Source organism: Nitrospirillum guaranorum (assembly GCF_034653275.1).
GTDB lineage: Bacteria > Pseudomonadota > Alphaproteobacteria > Azospirillales > Azospirillaceae > Nitrospirillum.
The window spans coordinates 814,532-838,473 of sequence record NZ_JAYEES010000003.1 but is presented as its reverse complement, the minus strand read 5'-3'; the positions used below and the strand labels follow the sequence as shown (position 1 = coordinate 838,473).

Annotated in this window: 28 protein-coding genes; 10 read left to right on the top strand and 18 right to left on the bottom strand. The window is 70.2% G+C overall.

The features are described 5' to 3' along the window. The first annotated feature begins 143 nt into the window (after nucleotides 1–143). Nucleotides 144–887: a RadC family protein gene (gene radC, locus UAJ10_RS12805; RefSeq protein ID WP_246172254.1), complete on the top strand. Its 744-nt coding sequence runs from the start codon at nucleotides 144–146 to the stop codon at nucleotides 885–887. An 80-nt stretch (nucleotides 888–967) separates the two neighbouring features. Here radC and UAJ10_RS12800 read toward each other — a convergent pair whose 3' ends face one another. Continuing rightward, nucleotides 968–2,758 (bottom strand): redoxin family protein, encoded by a 1,791-nt coding sequence (locus tag UAJ10_RS12800; protein WP_322915701.1) that lies wholly within the window; start codon nucleotides 2,756–2,758, stop codon nucleotides 968–970. A gap of 158 nt (nucleotides 2,759–2,916) precedes the next feature. On the opposite strand from UAJ10_RS12800, the gene UAJ10_RS12795 reads away from it, so the two are divergent. Beyond that, nucleotides 2,917–3,441, top strand: a complete 525-nt coding sequence (locus UAJ10_RS12795) for a MarR family winged helix-turn-helix transcriptional regulator (RefSeq protein ID WP_322915700.1) — start codon at nucleotides 2,917–2,919, stop codon at nucleotides 3,439–3,441. A 22-nt stretch (nucleotides 3,442–3,463) separates the two neighbouring features. Here the strand turns inward: UAJ10_RS12795 and UAJ10_RS12790 are convergent, their stop codons facing one another. Then, nucleotides 3,464–4,702 (bottom strand): TCR/Tet family MFS transporter, encoded by a 1,239-nt coding sequence (locus UAJ10_RS12790; RefSeq protein WP_322915699.1) that lies wholly within the window; start codon nucleotides 4,700–4,702, stop codon nucleotides 3,464–3,466. Nucleotides 4,703–4,786: 84 nt separating this feature from the next. On the opposite strand from UAJ10_RS12790, the gene UAJ10_RS12785 reads away from it, so the two are divergent. After that, entirely contained in the window at nucleotides 4,787–5,410 is a 624-nt protein-coding gene (locus tag UAJ10_RS12785; RefSeq protein ID WP_322915698.1) for a TetR/AcrR family transcriptional regulator C-terminal domain-containing protein, read from the top strand. Nucleotides 5,411–5,449: 39 nt separating this feature from the next. Here the strand turns inward: UAJ10_RS12785 and purS are convergent, their stop codons facing one another. The 3 genes from purS to UAJ10_RS12770 form a co-directional block, all read right to left on the bottom strand. After that, nucleotides 5,450–5,689, bottom strand: coding sequence for a phosphoribosylformylglycinamidine synthase subunit PurS (gene purS, locus UAJ10_RS12780; RefSeq protein WP_044564138.1), 240 nt, complete (start codon nucleotides 5,687–5,689; stop codon nucleotides 5,450–5,452). Between the two features lie 81 nt (nucleotides 5,690–5,770). Further along, nucleotides 5,771–6,529 carry a phosphoribosylaminoimidazolesuccinocarboxamide synthase gene (gene purC / locus UAJ10_RS12775; RefSeq protein ID WP_145611017.1) on the bottom strand — a complete coding sequence of 253 codons (759 nt, stop codon included), beginning with the start codon at nucleotides 6,527–6,529 and terminating at the stop codon, nucleotides 5,771–5,773. A gap of 155 nt (nucleotides 6,530–6,684) precedes the next feature. Beyond that, nucleotides 6,685–7,485 (bottom strand): NRDE family protein, encoded by an 801-nt coding sequence (locus UAJ10_RS12770; RefSeq protein ID WP_322915697.1) that lies wholly within the window; start codon nucleotides 7,483–7,485, stop codon nucleotides 6,685–6,687. A gap of 156 nt (nucleotides 7,486–7,641) precedes the next feature. Here UAJ10_RS12770 and UAJ10_RS12765 point away from each other — a divergent pair, with 156 nt between their 5' ends. Continuing rightward, on the top strand, nucleotides 7,642–7,962 hold the full coding sequence (locus UAJ10_RS12765; RefSeq protein ID WP_145611015.1) for a DUF1476 domain-containing protein: 321 nt from the start codon (nucleotides 7,642–7,644) through the stop codon (nucleotides 7,960–7,962). A 126-nt stretch (nucleotides 7,963–8,088) separates the two neighbouring features. On the opposite strand, the gene purB is transcribed toward UAJ10_RS12765, so the two are convergent. The 8 genes from purB to UAJ10_RS12725 all read right to left on the bottom strand — a co-directional run bounded on the left by purB (nucleotide 8,089) and on the right by UAJ10_RS12725 (nucleotide 13,435). Further along, nucleotides 8,089–9,384: an adenylosuccinate lyase gene (gene purB / locus UAJ10_RS12760; protein ID WP_322915696.1), complete on the bottom strand. Its 1,296-nt coding sequence runs from the start codon at nucleotides 9,382–9,384 to the stop codon at nucleotides 8,089–8,091. Nucleotides 9,385–9,506: 122 nt separating this feature from the next. Beyond that, nucleotides 9,507–9,737 carry a DUF6434 domain-containing protein gene (locus tag UAJ10_RS12755; RefSeq protein ID WP_322915695.1) on the bottom strand — a complete coding sequence of 77 codons (231 nt, stop codon included), beginning with the start codon at nucleotides 9,735–9,737 and terminating at the stop codon, nucleotides 9,507–9,509. Nucleotides 9,738–9,765: 28 nt separating this feature from the next. After that, nucleotides 9,766–9,975, bottom strand: a complete 210-nt coding sequence (locus UAJ10_RS12750; RefSeq protein ID WP_145611011.1) for a hypothetical protein — start codon at nucleotides 9,973–9,975, stop codon at nucleotides 9,766–9,768. 11 nt (nucleotides 9,976–9,986) lie between these two features. Next, nucleotides 9,987–10,409 carry a Fur family transcriptional regulator gene (locus tag UAJ10_RS12745; protein WP_004274465.1) on the bottom strand — a complete coding sequence of 141 codons (423 nt, stop codon included), beginning with the start codon at nucleotides 10,407–10,409 and terminating at the stop codon, nucleotides 9,987–9,989. A 193-nt stretch (nucleotides 10,410–10,602) separates the two neighbouring features. Beyond that, nucleotides 10,603–10,956 (bottom strand): helix-turn-helix domain-containing protein, encoded by a 354-nt coding sequence (locus UAJ10_RS12740; protein WP_004274464.1) that lies wholly within the window; start codon nucleotides 10,954–10,956, stop codon nucleotides 10,603–10,605. Beyond that, on the bottom strand, nucleotides 10,953–11,531 hold the full coding sequence (locus tag UAJ10_RS12735; RefSeq protein ID WP_322915694.1) for a Smr/MutS family protein: 579 nt from the start codon (nucleotides 11,529–11,531) through the stop codon (nucleotides 10,953–10,955). Before UAJ10_RS12735 ends, UAJ10_RS12740 begins: the two co-directional genes overlap by 4 nt. Then, nucleotides 11,528–12,754, bottom strand: a complete 1,227-nt coding sequence (gene mltA / locus UAJ10_RS12730) for a murein transglycosylase A (RefSeq protein WP_322915693.1) — start codon at nucleotides 12,752–12,754, stop codon at nucleotides 11,528–11,530. The genes UAJ10_RS12735 and mltA overlap by 4 nt, the downstream gene beginning before the upstream one ends. Before the next feature lie 138 nt (nucleotides 12,755–12,892). Then, nucleotides 12,893–13,435, bottom strand: a complete 543-nt coding sequence (locus UAJ10_RS12725; protein WP_322915692.1) for a Tim44/TimA family putative adaptor protein — start codon at nucleotides 13,433–13,435, stop codon at nucleotides 12,893–12,895. Between the two features lie 337 nt (nucleotides 13,436–13,772). On the opposite strand from UAJ10_RS12725, the gene UAJ10_RS12720 reads away from it, so the two are divergent. Next, a complete protein-coding gene (locus UAJ10_RS12720) occupies nucleotides 13,773–14,258 on the top strand; it encodes an FxsA family protein (RefSeq protein WP_322915691.1) in 486 nt (161 codons plus the stop codon). 15 nt (nucleotides 14,259–14,273) lie between these two features. On the opposite strand, the gene mutS is transcribed toward UAJ10_RS12720, so the two are convergent. Further along, entirely contained in the window at nucleotides 14,274–16,928 is a 2,655-nt protein-coding gene (mutS, locus tag UAJ10_RS12715) for a DNA mismatch repair protein MutS (protein WP_322917317.1), read from the bottom strand. A 156-nt stretch (nucleotides 16,929–17,084) separates the two neighbouring features. Continuing rightward, on the bottom strand, nucleotides 17,085–17,576 hold the full coding sequence (locus UAJ10_RS12710) for a low molecular weight protein-tyrosine-phosphatase (protein ID WP_322915690.1): 492 nt from the start codon (nucleotides 17,574–17,576) through the stop codon (nucleotides 17,085–17,087). A gap of 220 nt (nucleotides 17,577–17,796) precedes the next feature. On the opposite strand from UAJ10_RS12710, the gene UAJ10_RS12705 reads away from it, so the two are divergent. The 3 genes from UAJ10_RS12705 (at nucleotide 17,797) to UAJ10_RS12695 (ending at nucleotide 20,346) form a co-directional block, all read left to right on the top strand. After that, nucleotides 17,797–18,480 (top strand): ABC transporter ATP-binding protein, encoded by a 684-nt coding sequence (locus tag UAJ10_RS12705; RefSeq protein WP_322915689.1) that lies wholly within the window; start codon nucleotides 17,797–17,799, stop codon nucleotides 18,478–18,480. Beyond that, nucleotides 18,477–19,715, top strand: coding sequence for an ABC transporter permease (locus tag UAJ10_RS12700; protein WP_322915688.1), 1,239 nt, complete (start codon nucleotides 18,477–18,479; stop codon nucleotides 19,713–19,715). The genes UAJ10_RS12705 and UAJ10_RS12700 overlap by 4 nt, the downstream gene beginning before the upstream one ends. 100 nt (nucleotides 19,716–19,815) lie before the next feature. Next, nucleotides 19,816–20,346 carry a DUF3299 domain-containing protein gene (locus tag UAJ10_RS12695; protein ID WP_322915687.1) on the top strand — a complete coding sequence of 177 codons (531 nt, stop codon included), beginning with the start codon at nucleotides 19,816–19,818 and terminating at the stop codon, nucleotides 20,344–20,346. Between the two features lie 32 nt (nucleotides 20,347–20,378). On the opposite strand, the gene UAJ10_RS12690 is transcribed toward UAJ10_RS12695, so the two are convergent. Continuing rightward, nucleotides 20,379–20,777 (bottom strand): MAPEG family protein, encoded by a 399-nt coding sequence (locus UAJ10_RS12690; RefSeq protein WP_322915686.1) that lies wholly within the window; start codon nucleotides 20,775–20,777, stop codon nucleotides 20,379–20,381. A 93-nt stretch (nucleotides 20,778–20,870) separates the two neighbouring features. After that, the gene (locus UAJ10_RS12685; RefSeq protein WP_145611001.1) at nucleotides 20,871–21,290 is read right to left on the bottom strand and encodes a metallopeptidase family protein; all 420 of its coding nucleotides are present in this window, start codon (nucleotides 21,288–21,290) and stop codon (nucleotides 20,871–20,873) included. A gap of 246 nt (nucleotides 21,291–21,536) precedes the next feature. On the opposite strand from UAJ10_RS12685, the gene UAJ10_RS12680 reads away from it, so the two are divergent. Beyond that, a complete protein-coding gene (locus tag UAJ10_RS12680) occupies nucleotides 21,537–22,319 on the top strand; it encodes a tRNA-uridine aminocarboxypropyltransferase (protein ID WP_322915685.1) in 783 nt (260 codons plus the stop codon). A gap of 136 nt (nucleotides 22,320–22,455) precedes the next feature. Continuing rightward, complete coding sequence (gene bla, locus UAJ10_RS12675; RefSeq protein WP_322915684.1) at nucleotides 22,456–23,379, top strand: subclass B3 metallo-beta-lactamase; 924 nt, start codon at nucleotides 22,456–22,458, stop codon at nucleotides 23,377–23,379. Nucleotides 23,380–23,527: 148 nt separating this feature from the next. Here bla and UAJ10_RS12670 read toward each other — a convergent pair whose 3' ends face one another. Continuing rightward, entirely contained in the window at nucleotides 23,528–23,902 is a 375-nt protein-coding gene (locus UAJ10_RS12670; protein ID WP_322915683.1) for a LapA family protein, read from the bottom strand. Nucleotides 23,903–23,942: the final 40 nt, after the last annotated feature.

Sequence of the window (23,942 nt, the reverse complement as noted above, 5' to 3'; positions counted from 1 at the left end):
GGGGCAGGTTTTGCCGGGATGATTCTCCCCATCTCCCCCTTGGCCCCACCCTCGGCCCCACCCTCGGCCCCACGATCGGCGGCACCCCTGGCGGGTGCATGGCGCCCCGCCTATACTGCCTGCGCGGGTAAGGGGGGATGGGCATGGGCCGCGAGCACGACAAGAACGCCGTACTGGAACTGGATCTGCCCACGCCGGCCGCCGAAAAGGAACCGCCGCCCCATTACCACGGCCACCGCGACCGCCTGCGCGAGCGTTTCCTGAACCAAGGGCCGGAAGCCCTGCAGGATTATGAGCTGGTGGAGCTGCTGCTGTTCCAGGCCATCCCCCGGCGCGACGTGAAGCCCCTGGCCAAGCAGCTGCTGGACCGGTTCGGCTCCTTCTGGGGGCTGGTGTCGGCGCCGGTGGCCACCTTGCGCGACGAGTTCAAGCTGAGCGACGCCGCCATCGGCGCCATCAAGGTGGTGGCCGCCGCCGCCCTGCGCATGGCGCGGCGGGAGCTGCTGGACCGGCCCGTGCTGTCGTCCTGGCAAAAGCTGTTGGATTACTGCCAGGGCGCCCTGGCGCATGAGCCGGTGGAACAGTTCCGCGTGCTGTTCCTGGACGGCCGGCACGCGCTGCTGCGGGACGAGGTGCAGCAGCGCGGCACGGTCAACCAGACGGCGGCCTACCCGCGCGAGGTGCTGAAGCGCGCGCTGGAACTGGGCGCCAGCGGCATCATCCTGGTCCACAACCATCCCAGCGGCGATCCCAGCCCCAGCCGGGCCGACATCCAGATGACCAAGGCCATCGCCGACGCCGCCAAGGCCCTGGAGATAGCGGTGCACGACCATCTGGTCATCGGCCGGGGCCGGCACTTCAGCTTCCGCGCCCAGGGCCTGGTTTGATCCCCTGAAACCTCGCTCGCGGTGCCAGAGCCTGACGACCTCCAGCACCGGCACCGGGGACGGACGGGGTTCGGGGCGGATCAGCCGAAGGTGAAGGCGTAGGCGTGGGCGCCGGGGTCCAGGAACTCGATCTCGAAGGTGTGGTCAGCCACGGGGCCGGCCTGGCGGATCAGCTGGTACAGTTTGGCGGCGCGCACGGTGCCCACGCCGTCGGCGTCCACGTCGGTGCCATGGTCGGCGCCGGGGGCGGCGCCGTCGATGCGCACCCGGAAGCGGACGGGCTGGCCATCGGCGCCCGGCGCCAGAACCAGGTGCAGGTCGCGGGCGTGGAAGCGGTAGGCGATGCGGGCCCCGGCCTGGCCGGCGGTGGCGAACTCCCGGCCCACCGTCCAGTCGCCGCCCAAGGTCCAGCGGTTCAGGCGCAGGCTGCCGGCCGGGCGGTAGCGGGCGGGCGCATCCGCCACGATGTCGTCGTCGCCGGAATAGCGCTGGCCCTCGCCATACCCCACGTAGGTTTCGGGGGAGCCCAGGTCGTTGAGGTCGGCGGCGGCCTGCGTACCCTCAACCTTGACCGCGGCGACGGGGCCTTGGCCCGGGGTGGTTTGGCCAGTGGGGCCTTGGGCGGTCGGGGTGGCCTGGGCATCCGCCAGCGCCTTGCGGATGACGCGTTCCGTCTTGTCGTAATCGCCCTCGCCGAAGGCCTGGTGGATGACGCGGCCGTCGGCGTTGAGCACGTACAGGGCGGGCCAGGCCTGGTTATCGAAGGCGCGCCAGATGCGATAGTCGTTGTCCACCGCCACCGGGTAGGTCACGTCCAGCGTGGCGGCGGCCTTGGTGATGTTGCCCACATCCCGCTCGAACGCGAATTCCGGGGTGTGGACGCCCACCACCACCAGGCCCCGGTCCTTGTACTGCGCCGCCCACTGGCGGACATGGGGCAGCGTGCGCAGGCAGTTGATGCAGGAATAGGTCCAGAAGTTCACCAACACCACATGGCCGCGCAGGTCGCCGGCAGACAGGCCGGGGGTGTTGACCCAGGCCTTGGCCTTCAGCACATCGGCCAGGGGACCGGTCAGCGGCGGCTGGGTGACAGGCAGGGTGGCGGCATGGGCCACGCCGGACTCATGGGCGCTCAACACCTTCACCAGGGCGCGTTCCACCCGGTCGGTGGGCAGGGCCGGCACGCCCAGGAACAGGCGGGTGTCCAGGCCGGCGGCGCTGATGACCGCCGTGGCGACCACGGCACCACCCACCACCCGGCGCATGCCCTCGGCCCAGCGCAAGGCCCCTCGCGGCAGGGCGCGCACCAGGCGGCCGCCCCAAACCATGACGACGGCCAGCGGCGTGGCGGCGCCCAGGGCGTAAAAGAACAGCGCCAGCGTGGTGTCGGGGCCCGGCCCATGCAAAGCGGCGCCGCTGAGGATCAGGCCCAGGATGGGGCCCGCGCAGGGCGCCCACATCAGGCCGGTGGCCAGGCCCAGGGCCAGCGAATAGGCGACGGTCCTATCGGCCCCGGAAGCCGCAGCACTGGGGCTGAACCGTTCAACCAGGCGCGAGCCCACCGCCACCAGCGGCGCCGCCAGCCGGGCGGCCAGCGCCGGCCACATCATGGCCAGGCCGAACAGGGCCACGAAGGCCAGGCCCACCGCACGGCCATATTGGTTGGCCGCCACCGCCCAGCCGCCCGCCGCCGCAAGGCTGGCCGTCACGGCGAAGGCCGCCGCCAGGCCCAGCAGCAGGGGCAGCCCCCGGCGGCGGAAGCCGGCGCCATCCGCCAGGGCCGGAGCCAGCACGATGGGCAGCAGCGGCAGGATGCAGGGGGCGGCGATGGTCAACACGCCCGCCAGATACGCCAAAAGGATCGAGGCCATGAGGGTGGTTCCTATTTCAATCGTGCCCGTTTAGATCGTGTGCGTTCTTAATAAACCCGATCCGGCAGACCGTCAATTCACGATTTAATCGCATCCGTGTTATATAAGGCGCGACAGGCCGGAAGGCCCCCGCGACACCCCTATCGGAAGGAACACCGATGACACCCCCCGATGCCCCGGTCCCGGATGGCACCGCCCCATCCGCCCCCCAGCCGAAGCTGGCGGATTTCCTGTGCTTCGCCGTCTATTCCGCGAACCTAGCTTACGGCCGCGCCTACAAGGCGATCTTGGATGAACTGGGCGTGACTTATACCCAGTGGATCGCGATCGTCGCCCTGTGGGAACAGGACGACCAGACGGTCAGCAGCCTGGGTGAGAAGCTGTTCCTGGAATCGAACACCCTGACCCCCATCCTGAAGAAGCTGGAGTCGCTGGGCTATCTGCGGCGCCGCCGTGACCCGGCCGACGAACGCCAGGTGCGGGTCAGCCTGACCCCGGCCGGTCGGCAGCTGCGGGAAAAGGGCGGACAGCGCAATCTGGTGAAGGCCAGCGGCCTGACGCCGGATGAGTTCAAGGTGATCCAGAAGACGGTCAGCCGCCTGCGCGACAACCTGCTGGTCCACGCCGGCGCCAGCCAGGCGGACCGGGACCAGATGGAAATGACGGGGGCGAAGCCGGGCTGACGCGCGGGCGGCGCGGCCGCCCTCACTCCCCCACCGGCGCCCCAGTGGGTGCCCCAGCGGGTGCCCCAGTGGGTGCGCCAGTGGGCGCCAGGGCCCGGCGGCTGGGCAGCAGCGGGACGGCGATGGCGTAGGCCGCCACGCCCAGCAGCCAGACGGCACCCGGCATGCTGGCCCGGGTGGCGCCATAGACCGCGGTGAAGAGCAGGGGGCCGCCGATGCCCACCAGGCTGCCCAGCGCCGCCAGCGTGCCCTGCAGTTCCCCCTGCCGGTCCTGGCTGACGCGGAAGGACATCAACGCCTGCAGGGCCGGCCCGACGATGCCGCCCAGGGACAGCAGCGGCATGATGAGGAAGACGGCCAGGCCATGGGTGGCGAAAGCCATGACGGCGTAGGCCACGCCATCCGCCACCGCCGCCAGGATGAAGGCCCCGCGCTCACCCAGGCGGCGGGTCACCGGTTCCGTCACGAAGGTCTGGGCGATGGCGTGCAGGAAACCGAAGCCCGCCAGCGACCAGCCCACCACCGACGCGTCCCAGGCGAACCGGTCCTGGCCGTTCAGCACCCAGAGGGAGGCCGCCAGCTGGCCCGCCCCCTCCGCCAGGACATAGACCACCAGCAGCCGCGCCAGCACCGGCACGCTGGCGGCCCAGCGCAGGGAGCCGAAGGCGTTCAGGGCGCCCAGCTTGATGGGCGTGCGCTCCGCCGCCGCCGGCCGCGACTCCGGCAGCACCAGCAGCGCCAGCAGGAAGTTCAGGCCGTTCAAGCCGGCCGCCAGCAGGAAGGGTGCCCGCAGCGAAACCATGCCCAGCAGGCCGCCCAGGGCCGGGCCGACGATGAAGCCGATGCCGAAGGCCGCACTCATGCGCCCGAATTGCTTGGCCCGCCCCGCCTCCTCCGTCGTGTCGGTGATGTAGGCGGTGATGACCGCCATGTTGGCGGAGGTGATGCCGGCCAGGATGCGGCCACCCGCCACCACCCAGATGTTGGGGGACCAGGCCAGGGCCAGATAGTCCAGCGCCCCGCCGATCAGCGACAGCAGCAGGATGGGCCGGCGGCCATAGCGGTCGCTGAGCGCGCCCAGCACCGGGGCGCAGAAGAACTGCATCAGCGCGAAAGCCGCCAACAGCAGGCCGTAGAGCGGCGCCACGTCGTCCGTGCCGGTCAGTTCACGCAACAGCCCCGGCAAGATGGGCATGATGATGCCGATGCCCACCGCATCCAGCGCCATGGCCAGGAAAACCACATACAACGCCTTGTTCATGACGCCACGCCTTCGATCCCTATCACTGATAGAGTTGCATTTTCCCTATCGATGATAGAGAGTCAAGCGCGAATGGAGGACGGCATGCGGCCAGAGGGCAAACTGACCCGCGACACGGTGGTGCGCGCGGCCTTGGATCTGCTGAACGAGGTGGGGATGGACGGGCTCAGCACCCGCCTGCTGGCGGCGCGCCTGGGCGTGCAGTCACCCACCCTGTACTGGCATTTCCGTAACAAGCGCGCCCTGTTGGACGCCATGGCCGTGGCCATGCTGGCGCAGCACAAGCACGTGTGGCCGCCCGAGGGGGAGACGGACTGGCGGGCGTGGCTGACGCTCAACGTCCGCAGTTTCCGCCACGCCTTGCTGGCCTATCGCGACGGCGCCCGCGTGCACGCCGGCACCGGTCCGGTGGCGGAACAGATGCCGCTGGCGGAGGCGCAGCTGCGCCTGCTGTGCCGGCACGGCTTCGCGCCGGCGGACGCGCTGTCCATCCTGATCGCGCTGTCGCGCTTCGTCGTGGGGTGGGTGCTGGAGGAACAGGCCCGGGCCATGGATGCGCCCGACCGCGCCGGACAGACCCTGCCGGAGATGGGGCCCGAGGCGCCGCTGATGGCGGTGGCGGTGGCCGGCGTCCTGGAGGACAGCCCGGACGCCGCGTTCGATCGGGCGCTGGGCTATTTCATCGCCGGCCTGAAACCGGCGGAATAAGGGATACCGGGGCGGCCGGGTGCCGCCCCGGACCGGGACTCACACCAGTTCGATGGCGTAGTTCTCGATGACCGTGTTGGCCAGCAGGCGCTGGCACATGGCCTCCACCGCCGCCTTGGCCTTGGCGGGGTCAGTCTCTTCCAGTTCCAGCTCGATCAGCTTGCCCTGACGGACTTCGCCCACGCCGTCGAAGCCCAGGGTCTGCAGGGCATGGCCGATGGCCTTGCCCTGGGGATCGAGGACGCCGTGCTTCAGCGTGACGGTAACCTTGGCCTTCATGATCGATGCTTCCTGGTTGGTTCTACGCAAAACGAGGGATATGAAAAGGCCCGGGGGCGAAATCGCCCCCGGGACCGGAACTCACTGCATCAGCTTGGGCGCCTTGACGTCGCCGGGGCCGCCCTCCGGCAGGATGCCCAGGCGGCGGGCCACTTCCTGGTAGGCCTCCTCGACCTTGCCCAGGTCCTGGCGGAAGCGGTCCTTGTCCAGCTTCTCGTTGGTCTTGATGTCCCACAGGCGGCAGTTGTCCGGGCTGATCTCATCGGCCAGGACGATGCGCATCTCGTCATTGTCCCACAGCCGGCCGAACTCCACCTTGAAGTCCACCAGCTTCAGGCCCGTGCCCAGGAACAGGCCGGACAGGTAGTCGTTGATGCGCAGGCTGAGCGACAGCATGTCGTCCAGGTCCTGGGGCCCCGCCCAGCCGAAGGCGGTGATGTGCTCCTCCGACACCATGGGGCAGCCCAGCTCGTCGGACTTGTAATAGAACTCGATGATGGAGCGGGGCAGCTGCGTGCCTTCGGGAATGCCGAAGCGCTTGCTGAGGGAGCCCGCGGCGACGTTGCGCACCACCACCTCGACCGGGATGATCTCCACCTCGCGCACCAGCTGCTCGCGCATGTTCAGGCGGCGGACGAAGTGGGTGGGCACCCCCATCTCGCCCAGGCGGGTCATCAGGTATTCGGAGATGCGGTTGTTCAGCACGCCCTTGCCGGTGATGACGCCCTTCTTGTGCTCATGGGACGTATCATCCTTGAAGTACTGAACCAGCGTGCCGGGCTCAGGCCCTTCAAACAGGTCTTTGGCCTTGCCTTCGTAGATCCGCCGGCGTCGAGACATGGGATCACTTCTTTCGAACGAACGGATGCGGGCGGCATCGGGCGGACGTGCGCATAGCGGAACGCCCGCGCCCGAGGGCCGGCCCTGATGGCGAGGATATAGCAAGCAATGGGGTCCTGTACAATGTCAGGCGCCCCTCGCCCCACGCCGGGCGCCTATACGGGCACGCTCACGGGGCCAGATCCCGCTCCCAGATCCACGTCCAGGAAGGGCGCCTGGTCCGGCCGGCCGGCGGCGAAACGCCAGCGCGGCGGGACCCCGGCGCGGTCCATGGCCGGCAGCGCGATGAGGGAGCTGCTGGTGGTCTCAAAGGCCGCCTTGCCGCCCATGGACGGGGTGGCGATGCACATCGCCTCACGCGGGTCGTCACCAGCGCCGCTGACCCGGCTGGCCAGCAGCATTTCCCACTCCGCCCAGCTGTCCCTGTCAGGATCGGGCGTCGGGGCGGTGGCGAACAGGGGGCGGTAGCGCCGGGTGCGGGGGCAGTCGGGGGCGTTCAGGCCCCGGGCCGTGATCATGGAGATACCCTCGGGAATGGGCGTCACCCGCACGCGGGTACGCCCCGCCTCACCGGCATGTTCCAGCAGCCAGGCGTCGCGGTTGTCGGCCAGCAGCAGGTTGAAGGGACGGTAGGCGCGGGTGTCCAGGTCGGACAGCGCCTCCACCGGGGCGTCCGCGTGGTCCAGCGCCTCCAGCACCAGTTCCCCGCGTGAGCGCTTGCCGGCCGCCGGACCCAGCGTACCCTCGCGGTTCAGCACGGCGGCCAGGACGCCGGTGTCGTTCAGGCCGCACCAGCTGCCGTCCGCCAGCTCATCCTTGCCGGCCACCACCTCGGGCCGGTCGGGCCAGTGGCGGCCGGGGGGCAGCCAGGGGCGGTCGTTCATCTCGTCCCGGTTGGCGGCGACGATCAGGGGCCAGGCATGGCCGGGACGGCGGAGGAGGATGACGCTGCACATGGGATGAAGGCACCTGACAGAGTATTGGCGGCGCTTCGGGAAAGGCCCCGGGAGCGGCGTATCGCCCCGGGGGCTGTAGACCGCAAGCGACCACCCGATATATAAGGCTGCCGGGGGAAATCGAAACCACCCAGAGCTGTGCTTCGAGGAATAGCGATGACGACCTTTGACGAACGCGAACAGGCTTTCGAGGCCAAGTTCAAGCATGACGAGGAACTGCTGTTCCGCATCTACGTCCGCCGCGCCCGCCTGATGGGCGAGTGGGCCGCCCAGCACCTGGGCCTGACGGGCGACGAGGCCGCCGCCTACGCCAAGGAAATGGTGTCGGAAGACCTGCGCGAGCCCGGCCACCAGGACGTGCTGGCCCGCATCATGGCCGACTTCACCGCCAAGGGCGTCGACATCTCCGCCCACCGCGTGGAGAAGGAGATGGAGCACACGCTGGAAGTGGCCCGCGAACAGATGATGACCGCCTGATCCGCCAAGAGGATCATCGGAAAGGAAAAGGGCGGCCCCGCGGGTCCGCCCTTTTTTGTTCGGTCAGCGGCGTGGAATGCCGCTGTTGGACACGAGCGCGCCCGCCGCCTGAGGGAACAACAAAAACTATTCCCCAAACACGCGCTTGAAGACCGTGTCGACATGCTTGGTGTGGTAGTCCAGGTCGAAGGCGCCGTCGATCTGGCCGGCCGTCAGGTGCTTGGCCACGTCGGCGTCGGCCTTCAGCAGGGTGCGGAAGTCCTTGCCCTCCAGCCACACCGGCATGGCGTTGCGCTGCACGGCGCGGTAGGCGTCCTCGCGGCTCATGCCGGCCTGGGTCAGGGCCAGCAGGACGCGCTGGCTGTTGTGCAGGCCGCCCAGCATGTCCAGGTTGCGCCGCATGTTCTCCGGATAGACCACCAGCTTGTCGATCATGCCGGTCAGGCGCGACAGGGCGAAGTCCAGGGCGATGGTGGCATCGGGGGCGATGACGCGTTCCACCGAGGAATGGCTGATGTCGCGCTCATGCCACAGGGTCACGTTCTCCAGCGCCGGGACCACGTGGCTGCGGATCAGGCGGGACAGGCCCGACAGGTTTTCCGACAGCACCGGGTTGCGCTTGTGCGGCATGGCGGACGAGCCTTTCTGGCCCGGGCTGAAATACTCCTCGGCCTCGCGCACCTCGCTGCGCTGCAGGTGGCGGACTTCCGTGGCCAGGTTGTCGATGCTGGCGGCGATGACGGCCAGCACGGCGAAGTACATCGCATGGCGGTCGCGCGGGATGACCTGGGTGGACATGGGCTCCACCGACAGGCCCAGCTTGGCGGCCACATGCTCCTCGACCCGGGGGTCGATGTTGGCGAAGGTGCCCACGGCGCCGGAGATGGCGCAGGTGGCGATCTCATCCCGGGCGGCGGCCAGGCGGTCGCGGCCGCGCTTGAAGGCGGCGTAGTGGCCGGCCAGCTTCAGGCCGAAGGTCACCGGCTCGGCATGGATGCCGTGGCTGCGGCCGATGCTGGGCGTGTACTTGTGTTCCTGCGCCCGGCGCGCCAGGGCCGCCAGCAGGGCGTCCATGTCCGCCAGCAGCAGGTCGGTCGCCTCCTTCAGCTGCACCGCCAGGCAGGTGTCCAGCACGTCGCTGGAGGTCATGCCCTGGTGGACGAAGCGGGCCTCGGGGCCGACATGCTCCGCCAGGTTGGTCAGGAAGGCGATGACGTCGTGCTTGGTCTCGCGCTCGATCTCATCAATGCGGGCCACGTCCCACTTGGCGCGCTCCCACACGGCCGCCGCCGCCTCCTTGGGGATGACGCCCAGCTCGGCCTGCGCGTCGCAGGCGTGGGCCTCGATCTCGAACCAGATCCGGAACCGGTTCTCCGGTTCCCAAATCTTGACCATCTGGGGGCGGCTGTAGCGCGGAATCATGGGGCGTCGCCTCTGCTGGGGGGCTGCTGATGGCGCCGGACCATACGGGCGGCCGCACGCCTTGACCAGTGCAAGGGGCGCAGGGGCAGGGTGCTAAGGGTGGTGCCGAGGGATGACGGCCGTTATCCGCCGGCCACGTCGCGGCGGCGCCATTCGTCGGCGGCGTCCCCCATGGTCCAGCCCCCTCCCGCCTGGTGGGCCGCCGCCTTCATCCAGGCCATGAAGGGCCGGCCGAATTTGAAATGGTCGCCGCATTCCCGGCGGAAGAAGCGCCGGACGTTCTGGGTGCCGCGATATGTCGGGGTGATGGGGGTGTCGCGGGTGATCAGGTCGGCGTGCCAGTCGAATGTCACGCCGCCTCCCTCCGCGCGAAAACCCGCATCAGTGCCGCAGGCCGTCGTGCACCCAGCCGGTCACCATGGCCATGACCTCGGGCGGCAGGTCGTCCGGGCTGGGGTGGTGCCAACGGTAGACGGTGATCGCCGCCTCCAGGCAGAACTTCTCCGGCTGGCCCTTGCCGCGCATTTCCTGATACGCCCGCACGACGGCGGGGCGGCAACAGTCGGACGTGGCATCCTCGCGGCAAGCCATGGGACGGGACCTCAGGAGCGCTTGGCGCGGTTCAGCGGCACGCCGTACAGTTCCAGGCGGTGGCCGATCAGCTCATAACCCAGCTCAGCCGCCACCTTTTCCTTCAGGCGCTCCAGCTCCTCATTGCGGAACTCGATCACCTCGCCCGACTGCAGGTCGATCAGGTGGTGGTGGTGCTCGTCCCGGATTTCCTCATACCGGGCGCGGCCATCGCCGAAGTCCAGCCGCTCGATGACGTTGGCCTCCTCGAACAGCCGCATGGTGCGGTAGACCGTGGCGATGGAGATGTTGGGATCGATCTCCACCGCGCGGCGGTACACCTGCTCCACATCCGGATGGTCCATGGCCTCGGACAGCACGCGGCTGATCACCCGCCGCTGCTCGGTCATCTTGAGGCCCTTCTGGATGCAAAGCTGTTCAAGACGCGATGGCATGGGGACGCTCCCAAAAGACGGAAATGGTGAACCGGCCGCCGGTGAGGACGGGAAACTGTAAACATTCTAAACCGAGCGCCCCGCCCGGTTCGAGTGGAATCGACCGCAGGGCTGCCCCGTTTCGCCGCACCCGTTTCGCCGCGCCGACTGTTCCGTCGCATGAAACGGCGGCGGCGGGAAAGAGGGCATCCGGTCAGGCGGGCCCGATCAGCGCCAGCAGCCGGTCCAGCGTCGCCTCATCCATCTTGCCGATGCGCTGGGCCAGGCGGTTGGCGGCCAGGGTGGCCTTGGGATGCAGACCGCTGGTGTCCACCACCACCCGGGGGTCGGACATCTGGGCCAGGCGCTCCATCTCCTCCGCCTCGTCCCAGATGATGCCGAAATAGCCGCAGATCTGGCGCACCAGCATGGGCGAGGGCGTGCCCTTGCGGCCGTGCTCCAGCGCGGAAAGGTAGGCGGAGGAGATGTGCAGCGCTGCGGCCATGTCCTTCAGGGCCAGGCCATGCTGTTCGCGCAGCTCGCGCATCCGCTGGCCGAAAGGGGTCATGGACGCTGCCGCTTCAGCAGGACGTAGAGCGCCCCGCCGCCGCCATGCTGCGGTTGGGCCTGGCGGATGGCCAGCACCAGGGGGCGCAAGGGCGCCTCCCCCAACCAGCGGGGCACGGCCACGCGCAGGATGCCCTTCTCCCGGTCGGTGCCCATGTGGAGGCCGCCGCCGGAGCCCTTGCCGGTGATGACCAGCAGGGTGCGCCGGCCCTCGCGGTGGGCGCGGGCGACGAAGGCGTTCAGGGCGCCGTGCGCCTCGGCCTGGGTCATGCCGTGCAGATCCAGCCGGCCGTCGATGACCAGCTGTCCCCGGCGCAAGCGGTCGTCGGTGCGGCGGTCCAGGCCGGCGCGGGCGCCGAAGACCAGCGGGGGATGGACCAGGGGGGCGGCGGGAACCGGCTTGGCCGCTGGCGCCGGCGCCAGCGGCGGGACGGCGGGCACGGCGGGGGCGGCCTCCACCGGCGCGGGCGGCGGAGGCGGCAAGGGGCCGCCCCGGCGCAGGGGGGCGGCGTCGCGCATGACCTCACGCCATAGGCGGATTTCCTCCGACGTCGGACTGCGGCGCTGGCGGCTCATGAAGACGGCCCGGGCCCGGCGGCGATGTTGGCCGGCGTCACCGTGCGCGGCAGCAGCAGCCAATAGCCGCCCCGGCTTTTCATCAGGCCCGCCCGGTGCTCCGCCTGGGCGCCGTGGCCCCAGAACACGTCGCCGCGCACGGGCCCCTGGATGGCGCCGCCGGTGTCCTGCGCCACCATCAGGCGGGACAGGCGCTTGTCCTCGTCCTCCGGGTCGGTGACGTCCAGCCAGACGGGCAGGCCATAGGGCACGTACGTGTGGTCCACCGCCAGCGAGCGGCCGGGGATCAGCGCCACGCCCTGGGCGCCCAGGGGGCCGTCGCCCTCCAGCGGCTTGAAAAAGACGTAGGACGGGTTGCCTTCCATGGTGGCCTGGGCCTGCGCCGGGTTGGTGGCCAGCCAGGCGCGGATGGACTGCATGGTGACGGCGTCGCGGTCCAGCTTGCCGTCCGCCGCCATCTGGCGGCCGATGGCGACATAGGGCCAGCCGTTCTGCCCGTCATAGGCCACGCGCATCTCGCCCCCCTCCTCCAGCACTACCCGGCCGGAGCCCTGGATGTGCAGGAAGAAGGCGTCGACGGCATCGTCCAGCCACACCAGTTCCAAACCCTTGCCGGTCAGGGCGCCGGCATCGATGCGGCGGCGGTCCTCATAGGGCTTCAGCTTGCCGTCCGTCACCCGGCCGGCGATGCGCTGGCCCTTCAGGCTGTCGCGGAACTCCCCCAGGTCGACCATCACCAGATCGGGCGGGCGGCGATAGAGGGGCACCGTGTACCGGCCGTGGCGTGTGCGGCTGCCGCGCAGGTCCGCCTCATAGTATCCGGTGAACAGGCCCTCGGGATTGCCGTTGTCGGTGGCGCGCCAGGGCTGGAACCAGCGTTCCAGGGCAGCGCGGGCCATGGCCTCGTTCCCCGGCGGCAGGTTCTTCAGGGCCGAGCAGGGGGCGTTCCAGTCCTGGGGCTTGCCCGCGACGCCGGAGGTCTGGCGCAGCATCTTCTCACAAGAGCGCAGGATGGCGGGGACGGCCTCCGCCACCTTGTCCGCCTGCCACCCGGGCAGGTCGGCATAAGCGGCCGGCTGCAGCACCAGCTTGGCACCCGGCGCCGGGGCCGGGGCCGGGGGCGGCGGCTCTTCGGAGGTGAACAGCGAACAGGCGGTGGTCAGCAGCAGCAGGGCGCCCGCCACGCCGCGCGCCGCGCGGGCGAAAACAGGCCGGCACGGCATGGGCAATGGTTCCTCGCGAGGCGGCTGGGTCGTCAGGTCGAGCCGGACCTTAAAACGGATCGCCGCCGGAAGGAAACACCCGGATGCGGGGGGCGTCGCGATTTGCGCCGCCATTCGCCCACTTAAGCCATTGGCCCCTTAGTGGGGAACGCGGGTTTCGACCAGGCGCCAGTTGGGGTCGGACGACCTGGTGTCGCGGGCGAAGGTCCAGATGTCCACCACCTCGGCCGGATGCTCGGCGTCGCCGTCCACCACCCGCCCCTGGGCGTCACGGGTGACGTTGGTCTGGTGGGTGATGAACTTCACCGTGCACAGGGCCTGGCCTTCCAGCAGGCGGGCCTGCACCAGATCCACGGTGTCGAAGGCCTGGATGTGGGCCTCCAGCGTCTCGCCCGCCTGGGCGCGGGCCTCGATGGCCTTGGCGAAATCGTTGTAGACGGCGTCGGCCAGCAGCGGACGCAGGGCGCCGGTGTCGCCCCGGGCGAAGGCGTCGACGATGATGCCGAAGGCGCTTTCGGCACCCTTCAGGAAATGCCGCTCGTCAAAGCTGGGATCGGCCTGATGGATGCGGGCGAGGCCGGCCTCCAGCGACAGCGGGCCATCATAGTCGGGCGGGGTGACGTCGCGCGCCGTGCCCTCGATCACCTTGGGCTGCACCGCCTGGAAGGGCGGCGGGCGCACGCCCTGCTGCCCCTGGGTGGTGGGCCCCTGCGCGGGGGGACGGCGGTGAAGGGGTTGGGGCGTTCACGCTCCTCCCCCGTCTTGCGGCCCAGCGCCTTGTGCAGCTGATAAGCCAGGAACACGGCGATCATCGCGAAGATGACGATTTCGAAGAAGTAGGAGTTGTCACCCATTGCAGACTTCGAACCTCCGGCGCTTGAAATCAATCCGCGTTCCAGGCCCAATCGGCACCTGGATACGGGCCCCTCGCCCCACCATGTTAAGACCGAACACCCGGTTGTCATTACGGGCGGCCCTCTCGCTGTAGATAGGCGGCGTCCGAAGAAAGAGCAAGCTTATGCGCCTTCCCCTTCTTCTCATCGCTTATCTTCTGGCGGAAATCGCCGCCTTCGCCTGGGTGGGGGAGAGGGTGGGGGTGCTGGGCACCGTGGCCCTGGTGGTGCTGTCCACCGTCGTCGGCCTGTGGCTGGTGCAGCGCCAGGGGCTGGACGCCCTGCGCAAGGTGGCGGGGGCGACCCCCGGCGAGGCGCCGGTGGTGGCGTGGGACGGCCTGTGCCTGGCCACGGCCGGTGTGCTGTTCGCCGTGCCGGGCTTCCTCAGCGACCTGGCCGGCGTCGCCCTGCTGGTCCCGCCGGTGCGCCGCGCCCTGCTGGGCCAGGCCCAGCGGCTGTCGGGCACCCGCTTCACCGTGCACGCCACGGGCGGCGGGCGCACCACGGGCGGGGGCGGCTACGGCGCCCCGGCACGCCCCTCCACCGTCATCGACGGCGACTTCGTGGACGTGACCAAGCCGGACCAGGGCCCCACGCTGCCCAACGAATGAAGCGTCCGCCGGGCGTCAGGGCGCGCCCTGCAGCAGTCCCTTCAGCCGGTACAGCTCCTCCAGCGCCTGGCGCGGCGTCAGCTCGTCCGGGCTGACGGACTTCAGCGCCGCCAGCGCCGGCGATTCCGGCGGCGGCGCGGCGGCCGGCTCGGGCGCCCGGCGCACGGGCGCGCTGAACAGCGGCAGGTCGTCGGCCAGACGCGTCACGGCGCTGCCCTGGTCGCCCGCCTCCAGGATGGCCAGCACCTCCTCCGCCCGGGTGATGACCGTGGCCGGCAGCCCGGCCAGGCGGGCCACATGGATGCCGTAGCTGCGGTCGGCGGCGCCAGCGGCCACCTCATGCAGAAAGACCACGTCGCCCTGCCATTCCTTGATGCGCATGGTGTGGCAGGCCAGCGACGGCAGCTTGGACGACAGGGTCGTCAGCTCATGGTAGTGCGTGGCGAACAGCGCGCGGCAGCGCGTGACCTCGTGCAGATGCTCCACCGCCGCCCAGGCGATGGACAGGCCGTCGAAGGTGGCGGTGCCGCGCCCGATCTCATCCAGGATGACCAGGCTGCGCCCGGTGGCCTGGTTCAGGATGGCCGCCGTCTCCACCATCTCAACCATGAAGGTGGACCGGCCGCGCGCAAGGTCGTCCGCCGCCCCCACGCGGCTGAACAACCGGTCGACGGCGCCGATGTGGGCGGCGTCGGCGGGCACGAAGCTGCCCATCTGGGCCAGCACGGCCACCAGGGCGTTCTGGCGCAGGAAGGTCGATTTACCGGCCATGTTGGGGCCGGTAAGCAGCCACAGGCGGTTGGCGTCCGAAAGGTCGCAGTCGTTGGCGACGAAGGGTCCGCTGGCGGCGGCCACCAGTGCCGCCTCCACCACCGGGTGGCGGCCGCGCACGATGCGGAATTCGCGGCTGTCGTCCACCACCGGGCGGCACCAGCGGCATTCCACGGCGATGTCGGCCAGCGAGGTCGCCACGTCCAGCGACGCCAGCGCCTGGGCGGTCGAGGCGATGTCGTCCGCCTTGGCCAGCACCGCCTGGGTCAGTTCCTCGAACAGGGCCAGTTCCAGGGCCAGCGCCTTGTCCCCCGCCTCCGCCACGCGGCGTTCCAGGTCCGACAGCTCCACCGTGGTGAAGCGCATGGCGTTGGCCAGGGTCTGGCGGTGGATGTAGGTGCCGCGCTGTTCCGCCGCCATCAGCTTGTCACCGTGCTGGGCGGTGACCTCGATGTAATAGCCCAGCACGTTGTTGTGCCGGATCTTCAGGGTGTTGATGCCCGTGTCCCCGGCGTAGCGGGCCTGGAGGTTGGCGATCAGGCGGCGCGAGTCGTCGCGCAGTTCCTTCAGCTCATCCAGGGGGGCGGAATAGCCCTGGGCGATGAAGCCGCCGTCGCGGGCGTTCAGCGGCAGGTCCGGGCCCAGGGCCGCCGCCAGCATGGCCACCAGGTCGGCCGGCACCTTCACGCCATGCAGGGCGTCCAGCAGGCCCGGGGGCAGCGGCGGTTCCAAGGCGCCGCGCAGCGCCTCGGCCGGGAAGGTGTCGCAGATGTCGCGGGCGCGGCCCAGGCCGTCGCGCACCCCCGCCAGGTCGCGCGGGCTGCCCCGGCCCAGGCTGAGGCGGGACAGCGCGCGCTCAATGTCCGGCGCCCGGCCGAGGTGCGCGCGGATGTCGGCGCGCAGGCCGCCCTGCTCCACGAAATAGGCCACCGTGTCCAGGCGCCGGCCGATGGTGGCCGGGTCGGTGAGGGGGGACGCCAGGTGGGCCGCCAGCAGGCGGGCGCCGGCGCCGGTGACCGTGCGGTCGATGGCGCCCAAGAGGCTGCCGCGTTTCTCGCCCGTCAGGGTGCGGCTGAGTTCCAGGTTGCGGCGGGAGGCGGGGTCGATCTCCATGACCGCGCCCAGCGCCAGGCGGCGCGGCCGGTCCAGGCGCGGCACCCGGCCCTTCTGCGTCAGTTCCACATAGTCGACCAGCGAGCCGGCGGCCGCCACCTCCCCCCGGCTGAAGCTGCCGAAGGCGTCCAGCGTGCCCACGCCATAGAGGTCCAGCAGGCGCTGGCGGCCGTTCTCGCTGTCGAATTGGGCGTTGGGCTGCACCGTCAGCTGGTCGCGCCATTCGGCCCACAGCTCGAACAGCTCCGGCTGCTGGGTCAGGCGTTCGGACACCAGCAGCTCACCCGGCGCCAGCCGGGCCAAGGCCGCCGGCAGGGCTGCGCGCTCCACCGGCTGCAGGGTCAGCTCCCCCGTCGACAGGTCCAGCCAGGCCAGGCCCAGGGCTCCGCCCACCTCGGCCAAGGCGGCCAGATAGTTGTTGGACCGGGCGTCCAGCAGGCCGTCCTCGGTGATGGTGCCGGGGGTGACGACGCGCACCACCTCGCGCCGCACCACCGCCTTGCCGCCGCGCTTGCGCGCCTCCGCCGGGTCCTCGGTCTGCTCGCAGATGGCGACGCGGAAGCCCAGGCGGATGAGGCGGGACAGATAATTCTCGTGCGAGTGCACCGGCACGCCGCACATGGGGATCTCCTCCCCCAAATGCAGGCCGCGCTTGGTCAGCGTGATGTCCAGCGCCCGGGCGGCGGCCACCGCGTCGTCGAAGAACATCTCGTAGAAATCGCCCATCCGATAGAACAGCAGGGCACCCGGGTGCTGGGCCTTGATCTCCAGGTACTGCGCCATCATGGGCGTGACGCCCTGGCTGGCGGCTGGCGAGGCGATGTCGGTGGTGTCGGGCACGGCTACTAAATCCGGTAGGGCGGGAAGGACAGGGCCCTTAGGTATAGCGCCGGCCGTCCGCCAAGCCGAGTCCGTTTACCGGCCCAGCCGGCGTCATGACATTTACCGGCCCAGCCGACGGTGAACCTCGTCCAGCAGGCCGTCGGCGGCGGCCTCGATCAGGTCCAGCACCGTGTCGAACTGGTCCTCCGACCCGTAATAGGGGTCGGGCACGTCGTGGCCCTTGTGGTCGGGGGCATAGTCCAGGAACAGCTGCACCCGGTCGCGATGCTTGGGCGGGGCCAGGCGGCGCAGGAAATCCAGATGATCGCGGTCCATGGCCAGCACCATGTCGTACCGCTCGAAATCATCCGCGTCCACGCGGCGGGCGCGCAACGCCGACAGGTCGACGCCGCGATAGCGCGCCGCCTCCACCGCCCGGATGTCCGGAGCCTCCCCCACGTGATAGCCGTGGGTGCCGGCGCTGGACACCGTCACATCGTCGGCCAGGCCATCCATGGCCAGGCGGCGGCGCATCACGCCCTCCGCCGTGGGGGAGCGGCAGATGTTGCCCGTGCAAACGAACAGGATCGAGATTTTCCGATTATTTTCCAATGCCTTACCCTTATTCCGGGAGTGCAAAGACATCTGGGGCGACTGTAGCAACGTCGGACCCGGGAATCAAATGCTCACCCGATCCCCCTCTCCAAGAAGGTAGGGCCGCGACATCCGGACCACCCCTTCCCGCTTGCCGGGCGGCGCGGCGCCGCCCAAGATGCGCCCGTCCCGCCGGTGGCAGCCGCCGGGGTACGGCAACGCGGCAGGATACGGTCCCATGCCCCTTATCGACGTCACCGGCCTGCGTCACGCCATCGCGGGCAGGCCGGTGTTGGACATTCCGCACTGGTCGGTCGGGCCCGGCGGGCACTGCCTGCTGCTGGGCCCCAGCGGCAGCGGCAAAACCACCCTGATCCATGCCCTGGCCGGGCTGAAGCGGCCGGACCAGGGGCGTATCCTGCTGGATGGCCAGGCGGTGTGGGACTTGGACGCCGCCGCCCGCGACCATCTGCGCGGACGCCTGATCGGCATCGTCTTCCAGACCCTGCACCTGGTGGCGGCGTTGGATGTGGGCCAGAACCTGCATCTGGCGCGCTGGCTGGCCGGCCTGCCGCGCGACGCCGGGGCCGTGGCCCGGGCGCTGGACCGCGTGGGCCTGAGCAAGCGCCTGGCCGCCAAGCCGGAACACCTGAGCCAGGGGGAGAAGCAGCGCGTGGCCATCGCCCGCGCCGTCGTGACGGGGCCGAAGCTGATCCTGGCGGATGAGCCGACCTCCGCCCTGGATGACGAGAATTGCGGGCTGGTCCTGGACCTGCTGCTGGAACAGGCGGAGATCTGCGGCGCCACCCTGCTGGTGGCGACCCATGACGAGCGCACCCGCGCCCGGATACCCGGCCGGCTGGAACTGCCGAAATTGAGCGTCCCGGGCGGGCGGGCTCCCGTGGAAGGTCACGCCGCATGAACACCCTTGGCTTGGCCTGGGCGTATCTGAAGCGCTCGGCCCTCACCACCGCGCTCAACGTGGCGCTGCTGGCGCTGGGCACCGGCACCATCGTCGTGCTGATCCTGGTGGGCACGCAGGTGCAGGACCGCCTGGCCAAGGATGCCGCCGGTGTCGACCTGGTGGTGGGCGCCAAGGGCAGCCCGCTGCAGTTGATCCTGTCGGCGCTGTACCAGATCGACATCCCCACCGGGAACATCCCGCTGTCGCAGGCGCAGGCGCTGGCGGCCGACCCGCTGGTGGCCCAGGCCGTCCCCCTGGCCCTGGGCGACAGTTTCCGGGGATACCGCATCGTCGGCACCGAGCCGGCCTTCGTCGCCCTGCGCCATGCCCAGGTGGCGACGGGCCGGCTGTGGCAGGCGCCCATGGAGGCGACGGTGGGCGCCCAGGTGGCCCGGGCCGCCGGCCTGAAGGTGGGCGCCCAGTTCAACGGCAACCACGGACTGTCGGCCGGCGGGGCGGCGCATGAGGGCATGCCCTACACCGTGGTGGGCATCCTGGCCCCCACCGGCGGCGTGGTCGACCGCCTGGTGCTGACCCCCATCGACAGCGTGTGGGCGGTGCACGATGCCCACCACCATCATCCCGACGACGCGCATGAGGCGCATGACCATTTGGCGGAGGGTGCCCAGCCGGCCCGGCAAGCACCCGAGCGCGAGGTGACCTCCGTCCTGCTGCGCTACCGGTCCCCCATCGCGGCCGCCCTGCTGCCCCGGCGCATCAACACCGGCAGCGTCCTGCAGGCGGCCTCGCCGGCGGCCGAGATGACGCGGCTGCTGTCCCTGGTGGGCGTCGGCACGGACACGGTGCGCGGCTTCGGCCTGCTGCTGGTCGCCTCCTCCGCGCTCAGCATCTTCGTGGCACTCTACAACGCCACCCAGGCGCGGCGGTACGACCTGGCGGTCATGCGCGCCCTGGGCGCCACCCGCGCCCGGATCTCCTGCCTGCTGCTGACCGAGGCGCTGGCCATGGGGGCCGCCGGCACAATGCTGGGCCTGGCCTTGGGCCACGGCGCGGTGGAGCTGGCGGGCCGCCTGGTGCCCCAGGCGCGGGACATGGGCATCACGGGACTCCAGTTTCCGGCCACGGAGCCCTATCTTCTGCTTCTGGCGGCCGGCCTGTCGGTGCTGGCCGCCCTGGTCCCGGCCATCCAGGCCTATCGCACGGACGTGTCGGCGGTGCTGTCCCGCGGGTGATGCCGGGCCTGGAGTGGGCGCGGATGGCAAAGGCCTTCGATCGGCCATGATTGGGGCCCAGGAAGACAAAAGGCAGTTGTTGCGAGGAAAGGATTTCGCCATGACGGTTCAGGACAAGCGCTGGATCGCCGCCGCCCTGATGATGGCGGTCATCGTCACCGGGGCCCCCGCCCTGGCGGCGGACAAGAAGGTGGCATCGGCCGCGCCCACGGCGCCGGCGCCGGGCACGGCGGCATCCGTGCAGGCCAACATCCCCAAGGCCACCCTGGGCTGGGACAAGCTGGCCGACGTCAAGGAAGTGCACAGCATGGACAACGGCCTGCTGCGCGTGCGCGCCGCCTTCGGGCCGGAGGTCCAGGCGCTGGAGGGCAAGCCCCTGACCATCGCCGGCTTCATCATCCCGCTGGAGCAGAAGGAGAAGTCCGGTCATTTCCTGCTGAGCGCCATGGCGCCCAGCTGCCCCTTCTGTCCGCCGCCCGGCCCCGCCGACCTGATGGAGGTGAAGACCAGCGCCCCCATCGCCATGACCAACGAGCCCATCACCCTGACGGGCACGCTGCACATGGTGGGCGATGACGACAACGGCCTGTACTACCGCTTGGGCGACGCCACCCTGCAGGCGGGGAGCTAGTTTTAGGTGCCCTCAGACGCCGGGCGCCGGGCTCAAATCCCCAGCAGGTAGCGCACCAGGCCGATGAGGCTGCCGACCAGCAGCACCGATGTCCCGAAGAGGGCCAGGCCGAAGCCGGCCGCGCGCTTCTTGGCATCGGCGTAGTAGGTCACGGCGTACAGCACGCGGCCGATGGGCCAGGCCAGGCCGATCACCGCCGCCTGGTGGTCGCCCCAGATGTTGGCGAACAGCCACAGGCCGGGCAGGAACAGCACGATCTGTTCCAGCGTGTTCACCTGCACGCGCAGCACCCGCTGGAAAGCCGGCGGGCCGTCCACCGACGGCGCCTCCACCCCATGCCGGGTGCGCGCCCGGCTGACCTGGCCGATGGTCCAGAAATAGACGAACAACGCCAAAAGCGTGACCAGGCCGGTCCACACGAAGGTCGCCATAACCCCATCTCCCATCTTTCGGCCGGCGGCGCCCAGGTCGCCGGCCCCTCGTTTCTTATATCGGTGCCACCCCCCCGTCCCGGTCCCCCGAACTCAGGGATCGTTGGCCTCGATGCCGTACATGTCGTCGTCGGTGAAGCCGAAATGGTGGCCGATCTCATGGATCATCACGTTCAGCACCAGATCGCCCAGATCCTCCCCCGTCTCGCACCAATAGTCCAGCAGCGGCCGGCGGTAGAGGAAGATCATGTCCGGCCCGTGGCTGGCGTCGTTGGCGCCACGCTGGGGCAGGGAGACACCACGGTAGAGACCCAGGATGTCGAACGGGGTTTCCAGCCCCATCTCCCGCTCCGTCTCCTCATCCGGGAATTCCGCCACATGGACCACCAGATTGCCCATGTGCACCCGCAGTTCGGGCGGAATGGACGCGATGGCGTCGGTGGCCAGGCGTTCGATCTCCTCCAGCGTGGGCGGGGAGGTGAAGCGGCGGGGCAGGACGGTGACGGTGGCCATGGCTCTTTACCGGGGTAGGCTGTGCTAGAATCTTGACGGGAAGGCCCCGCCGGGTCCACGTCAACGCTTGTCGGCCCCACCGTCAAGCCCCGGCGCTGCGGCGCCATCGTCGCAGGCGACTTAACCCCATCATCGCCGCGATGATAGTCCCTAGGCCGGAAGGCGGCTGCGGAAAGGAAGACACCATGGCGCGGAACCCGACGCCCCTGCGCATGGCCCGTTTCATGGAAGAGAGTGCTGGTTGAGATGACCGACGACACCGTGCCGCCGGCGGAAGACGCCGCCCCCCAGGCCCCCGCCGAAGGCGCGGCCGCCTGCCCCCGCTGCGCCAAGCCCCTGGATCTTTGCGTTTGCGAGGGCATCACGCCCATCGAGACCCGGCTGGAGGTGCTGGTGCTGCAGCATCCCCAGGAACAGGACGTGGAGCTGGGCAGCGCCCGGCTGTTGACCCTGGGCCTGGCGCGCGGCCGGCTGAAGGTGGGCCTGTCCTGGCCCAACCTGGCCAAGGCGCTGGGCACGGAGAAGGGGGGCCGTGAGGCCGATCCGCGCCGCTGGGCCGTGCTGTACATGGGCTCGGGCGACGACGCCGTCGCCACCCCGCCCGGCACCCTGCGCCTGGTGGACAAGAAGGGCCAGACGGTGGATGACCCCACCGCGCTGGCCGACCTGGAGGGCATCATCCTGCTGGACGGGTCGTGGTCCCAGGCCAAGGCCCTGTGGTGGCGCAACGCCTGGCTGTTGAAGCTGCGCCGCCTGATCATCCATCCCGATTTCGTCTCCGCCTACGGCAACCTGCGCCGCGAGCCGCGGCGGGAAAGCGTGTCGACGCTGGAGGCCGGCGCCTTCGCCCTGGCCAAGCTGGAGGGGGATGACACGCTGGTGGAACGGTTGCGCGCGCCCTTCATCGCCCTGGTGGCCCGCTACCGCGCCGTGCGCGGCAACCGCCCGCCCAAGGCCGCCGCCAACCGGCCGTCCGCCGAAGGTGCCCGCAAGCCCGATTGGCGCGGTCGCAAGCGCCGGCCCCGGTAACGGTTCCGCCGACATCCGCCTCGGTTGCGGCGAACGCCACCATCCGGTGCGGCGCCCATGGCCCTGCGGCCCTTTTTTGGCCAGAATTGGCGATCACACACGCGGAAGTTTCCCCTCCAGCCTGCGGACCGCCCCCATGCCCCGGTTTTTCGCCCTCGCCGCCCTTCTGCTGTGCGGCGTCGCCGCCCCCGCGCTTGCCGCCACCGACCCCGCGCCGGCCCAGCGGCCGGCGGCGGCCTGCCCGGAAGGGGCGGACTGGAACATGCCGGCGGCGCCGCTGCGCATCTATGCCGACACCTGGTATGTCGGCACCTGCGGCCTGTCCTCCATCCTCATCACCTCGCCCCAAGGGCATGTGCTGATCGACGGCGCCACGGAGAAGGCGGCGCCGCTGATCGAGGCCAACATCCGCGCCCTGGGTTTCAAGGTGGAGGATGTGCGCATCATCCTGAACAGCCATGAGCATCTGGACCACGCCGGCGGCATCGCCCAGCTGCGGCGGGACTCGGGCGCCACGGTCATGGCCCTGTCGGCCGCGGCCGGCGCGCTGGAGCATGGCAAGGGCGACCGGGGCGACCCGCAGTACCTGAGCATCGAGGCCTTCCCCGCCATCCCGCATGTGAAGCGCCTGAAGGATGGGGAGGAGGTGACCCTGGGGCCCATCCGCCTGACGGCCCACGCCACGCCGGGCCACACGCCGGGCGCCACCACCTGGACCTGGGACAGCTGCCAGGATGGGCGCTGCCATCATATGGTCTACGCCGACAGCCTCAGCGCCTACACCGACGACGTTTACCGCTATTCGGACGAGGCGGCGCACCCCGGCGTGCTGGCCAGCTTCCGCCAGGCCATCGCCACCATGGCGGCCCTGCCCTGCGACATCCTGCTGACACCCCATCCCGACGCCTCGCAGATGTGGAAGCGCCTGGGCCCCAACGCCACCCTGCCCCTGGTGGATGAAACCGCCTGCCGTCGCTATGGCGAGGCGGTGACGGCCCGCCTAGACAAGCGCCTGACGGATGAGAAGGCGGCGGCGGAAAAGCAAAAGGCGGTCCGCTAAGGACCGCCATGCGTGGAACTGGCGGTATGACATGCCGCTGTAGGATGCGACCGCATCCGCCGCAGTTTTCCGGGAAGCGACAGCGGACTGGAAAAGGAGGAAGCCAAGCGGCCGGATGGCCGCGCCCGGCGCATGAGGGCAAGCCGAACTAGCGCAGCGACATCACCCGCATATCGGACGGCGGGGCGGCCGCCGCGCCCGCGGCCCGGTCGGCGGCGGCGATGCGCTTTTCCAAATCGGCGGCGTGCAGCCGGGCCGCGTCCAGGTCGCGCTGCAGCTGGTCGCCCCGCGCCCGCTCCTTGCGCAGGGCCCGGCGGTGCTTGCCGGCCGACAGCCAGGAGATCAGACCGCCGGCGAGGAAGCCCACCAGCAGGGACACGAACACCACCGCGAAGGAAGGCGCCACCACCGCGCCGTCCAGCGGCCACAGCGTCAGGCGCACCAACTCCTCATTCACGATGGCGAAGTCGATGGCGACGAGGGCCAGCGGTATGGACACGATCCAGGAAAGGTAACGCAGCACTGGCCGCTCCACTGGCAACGGCCGCCTCGGACCACCCCCG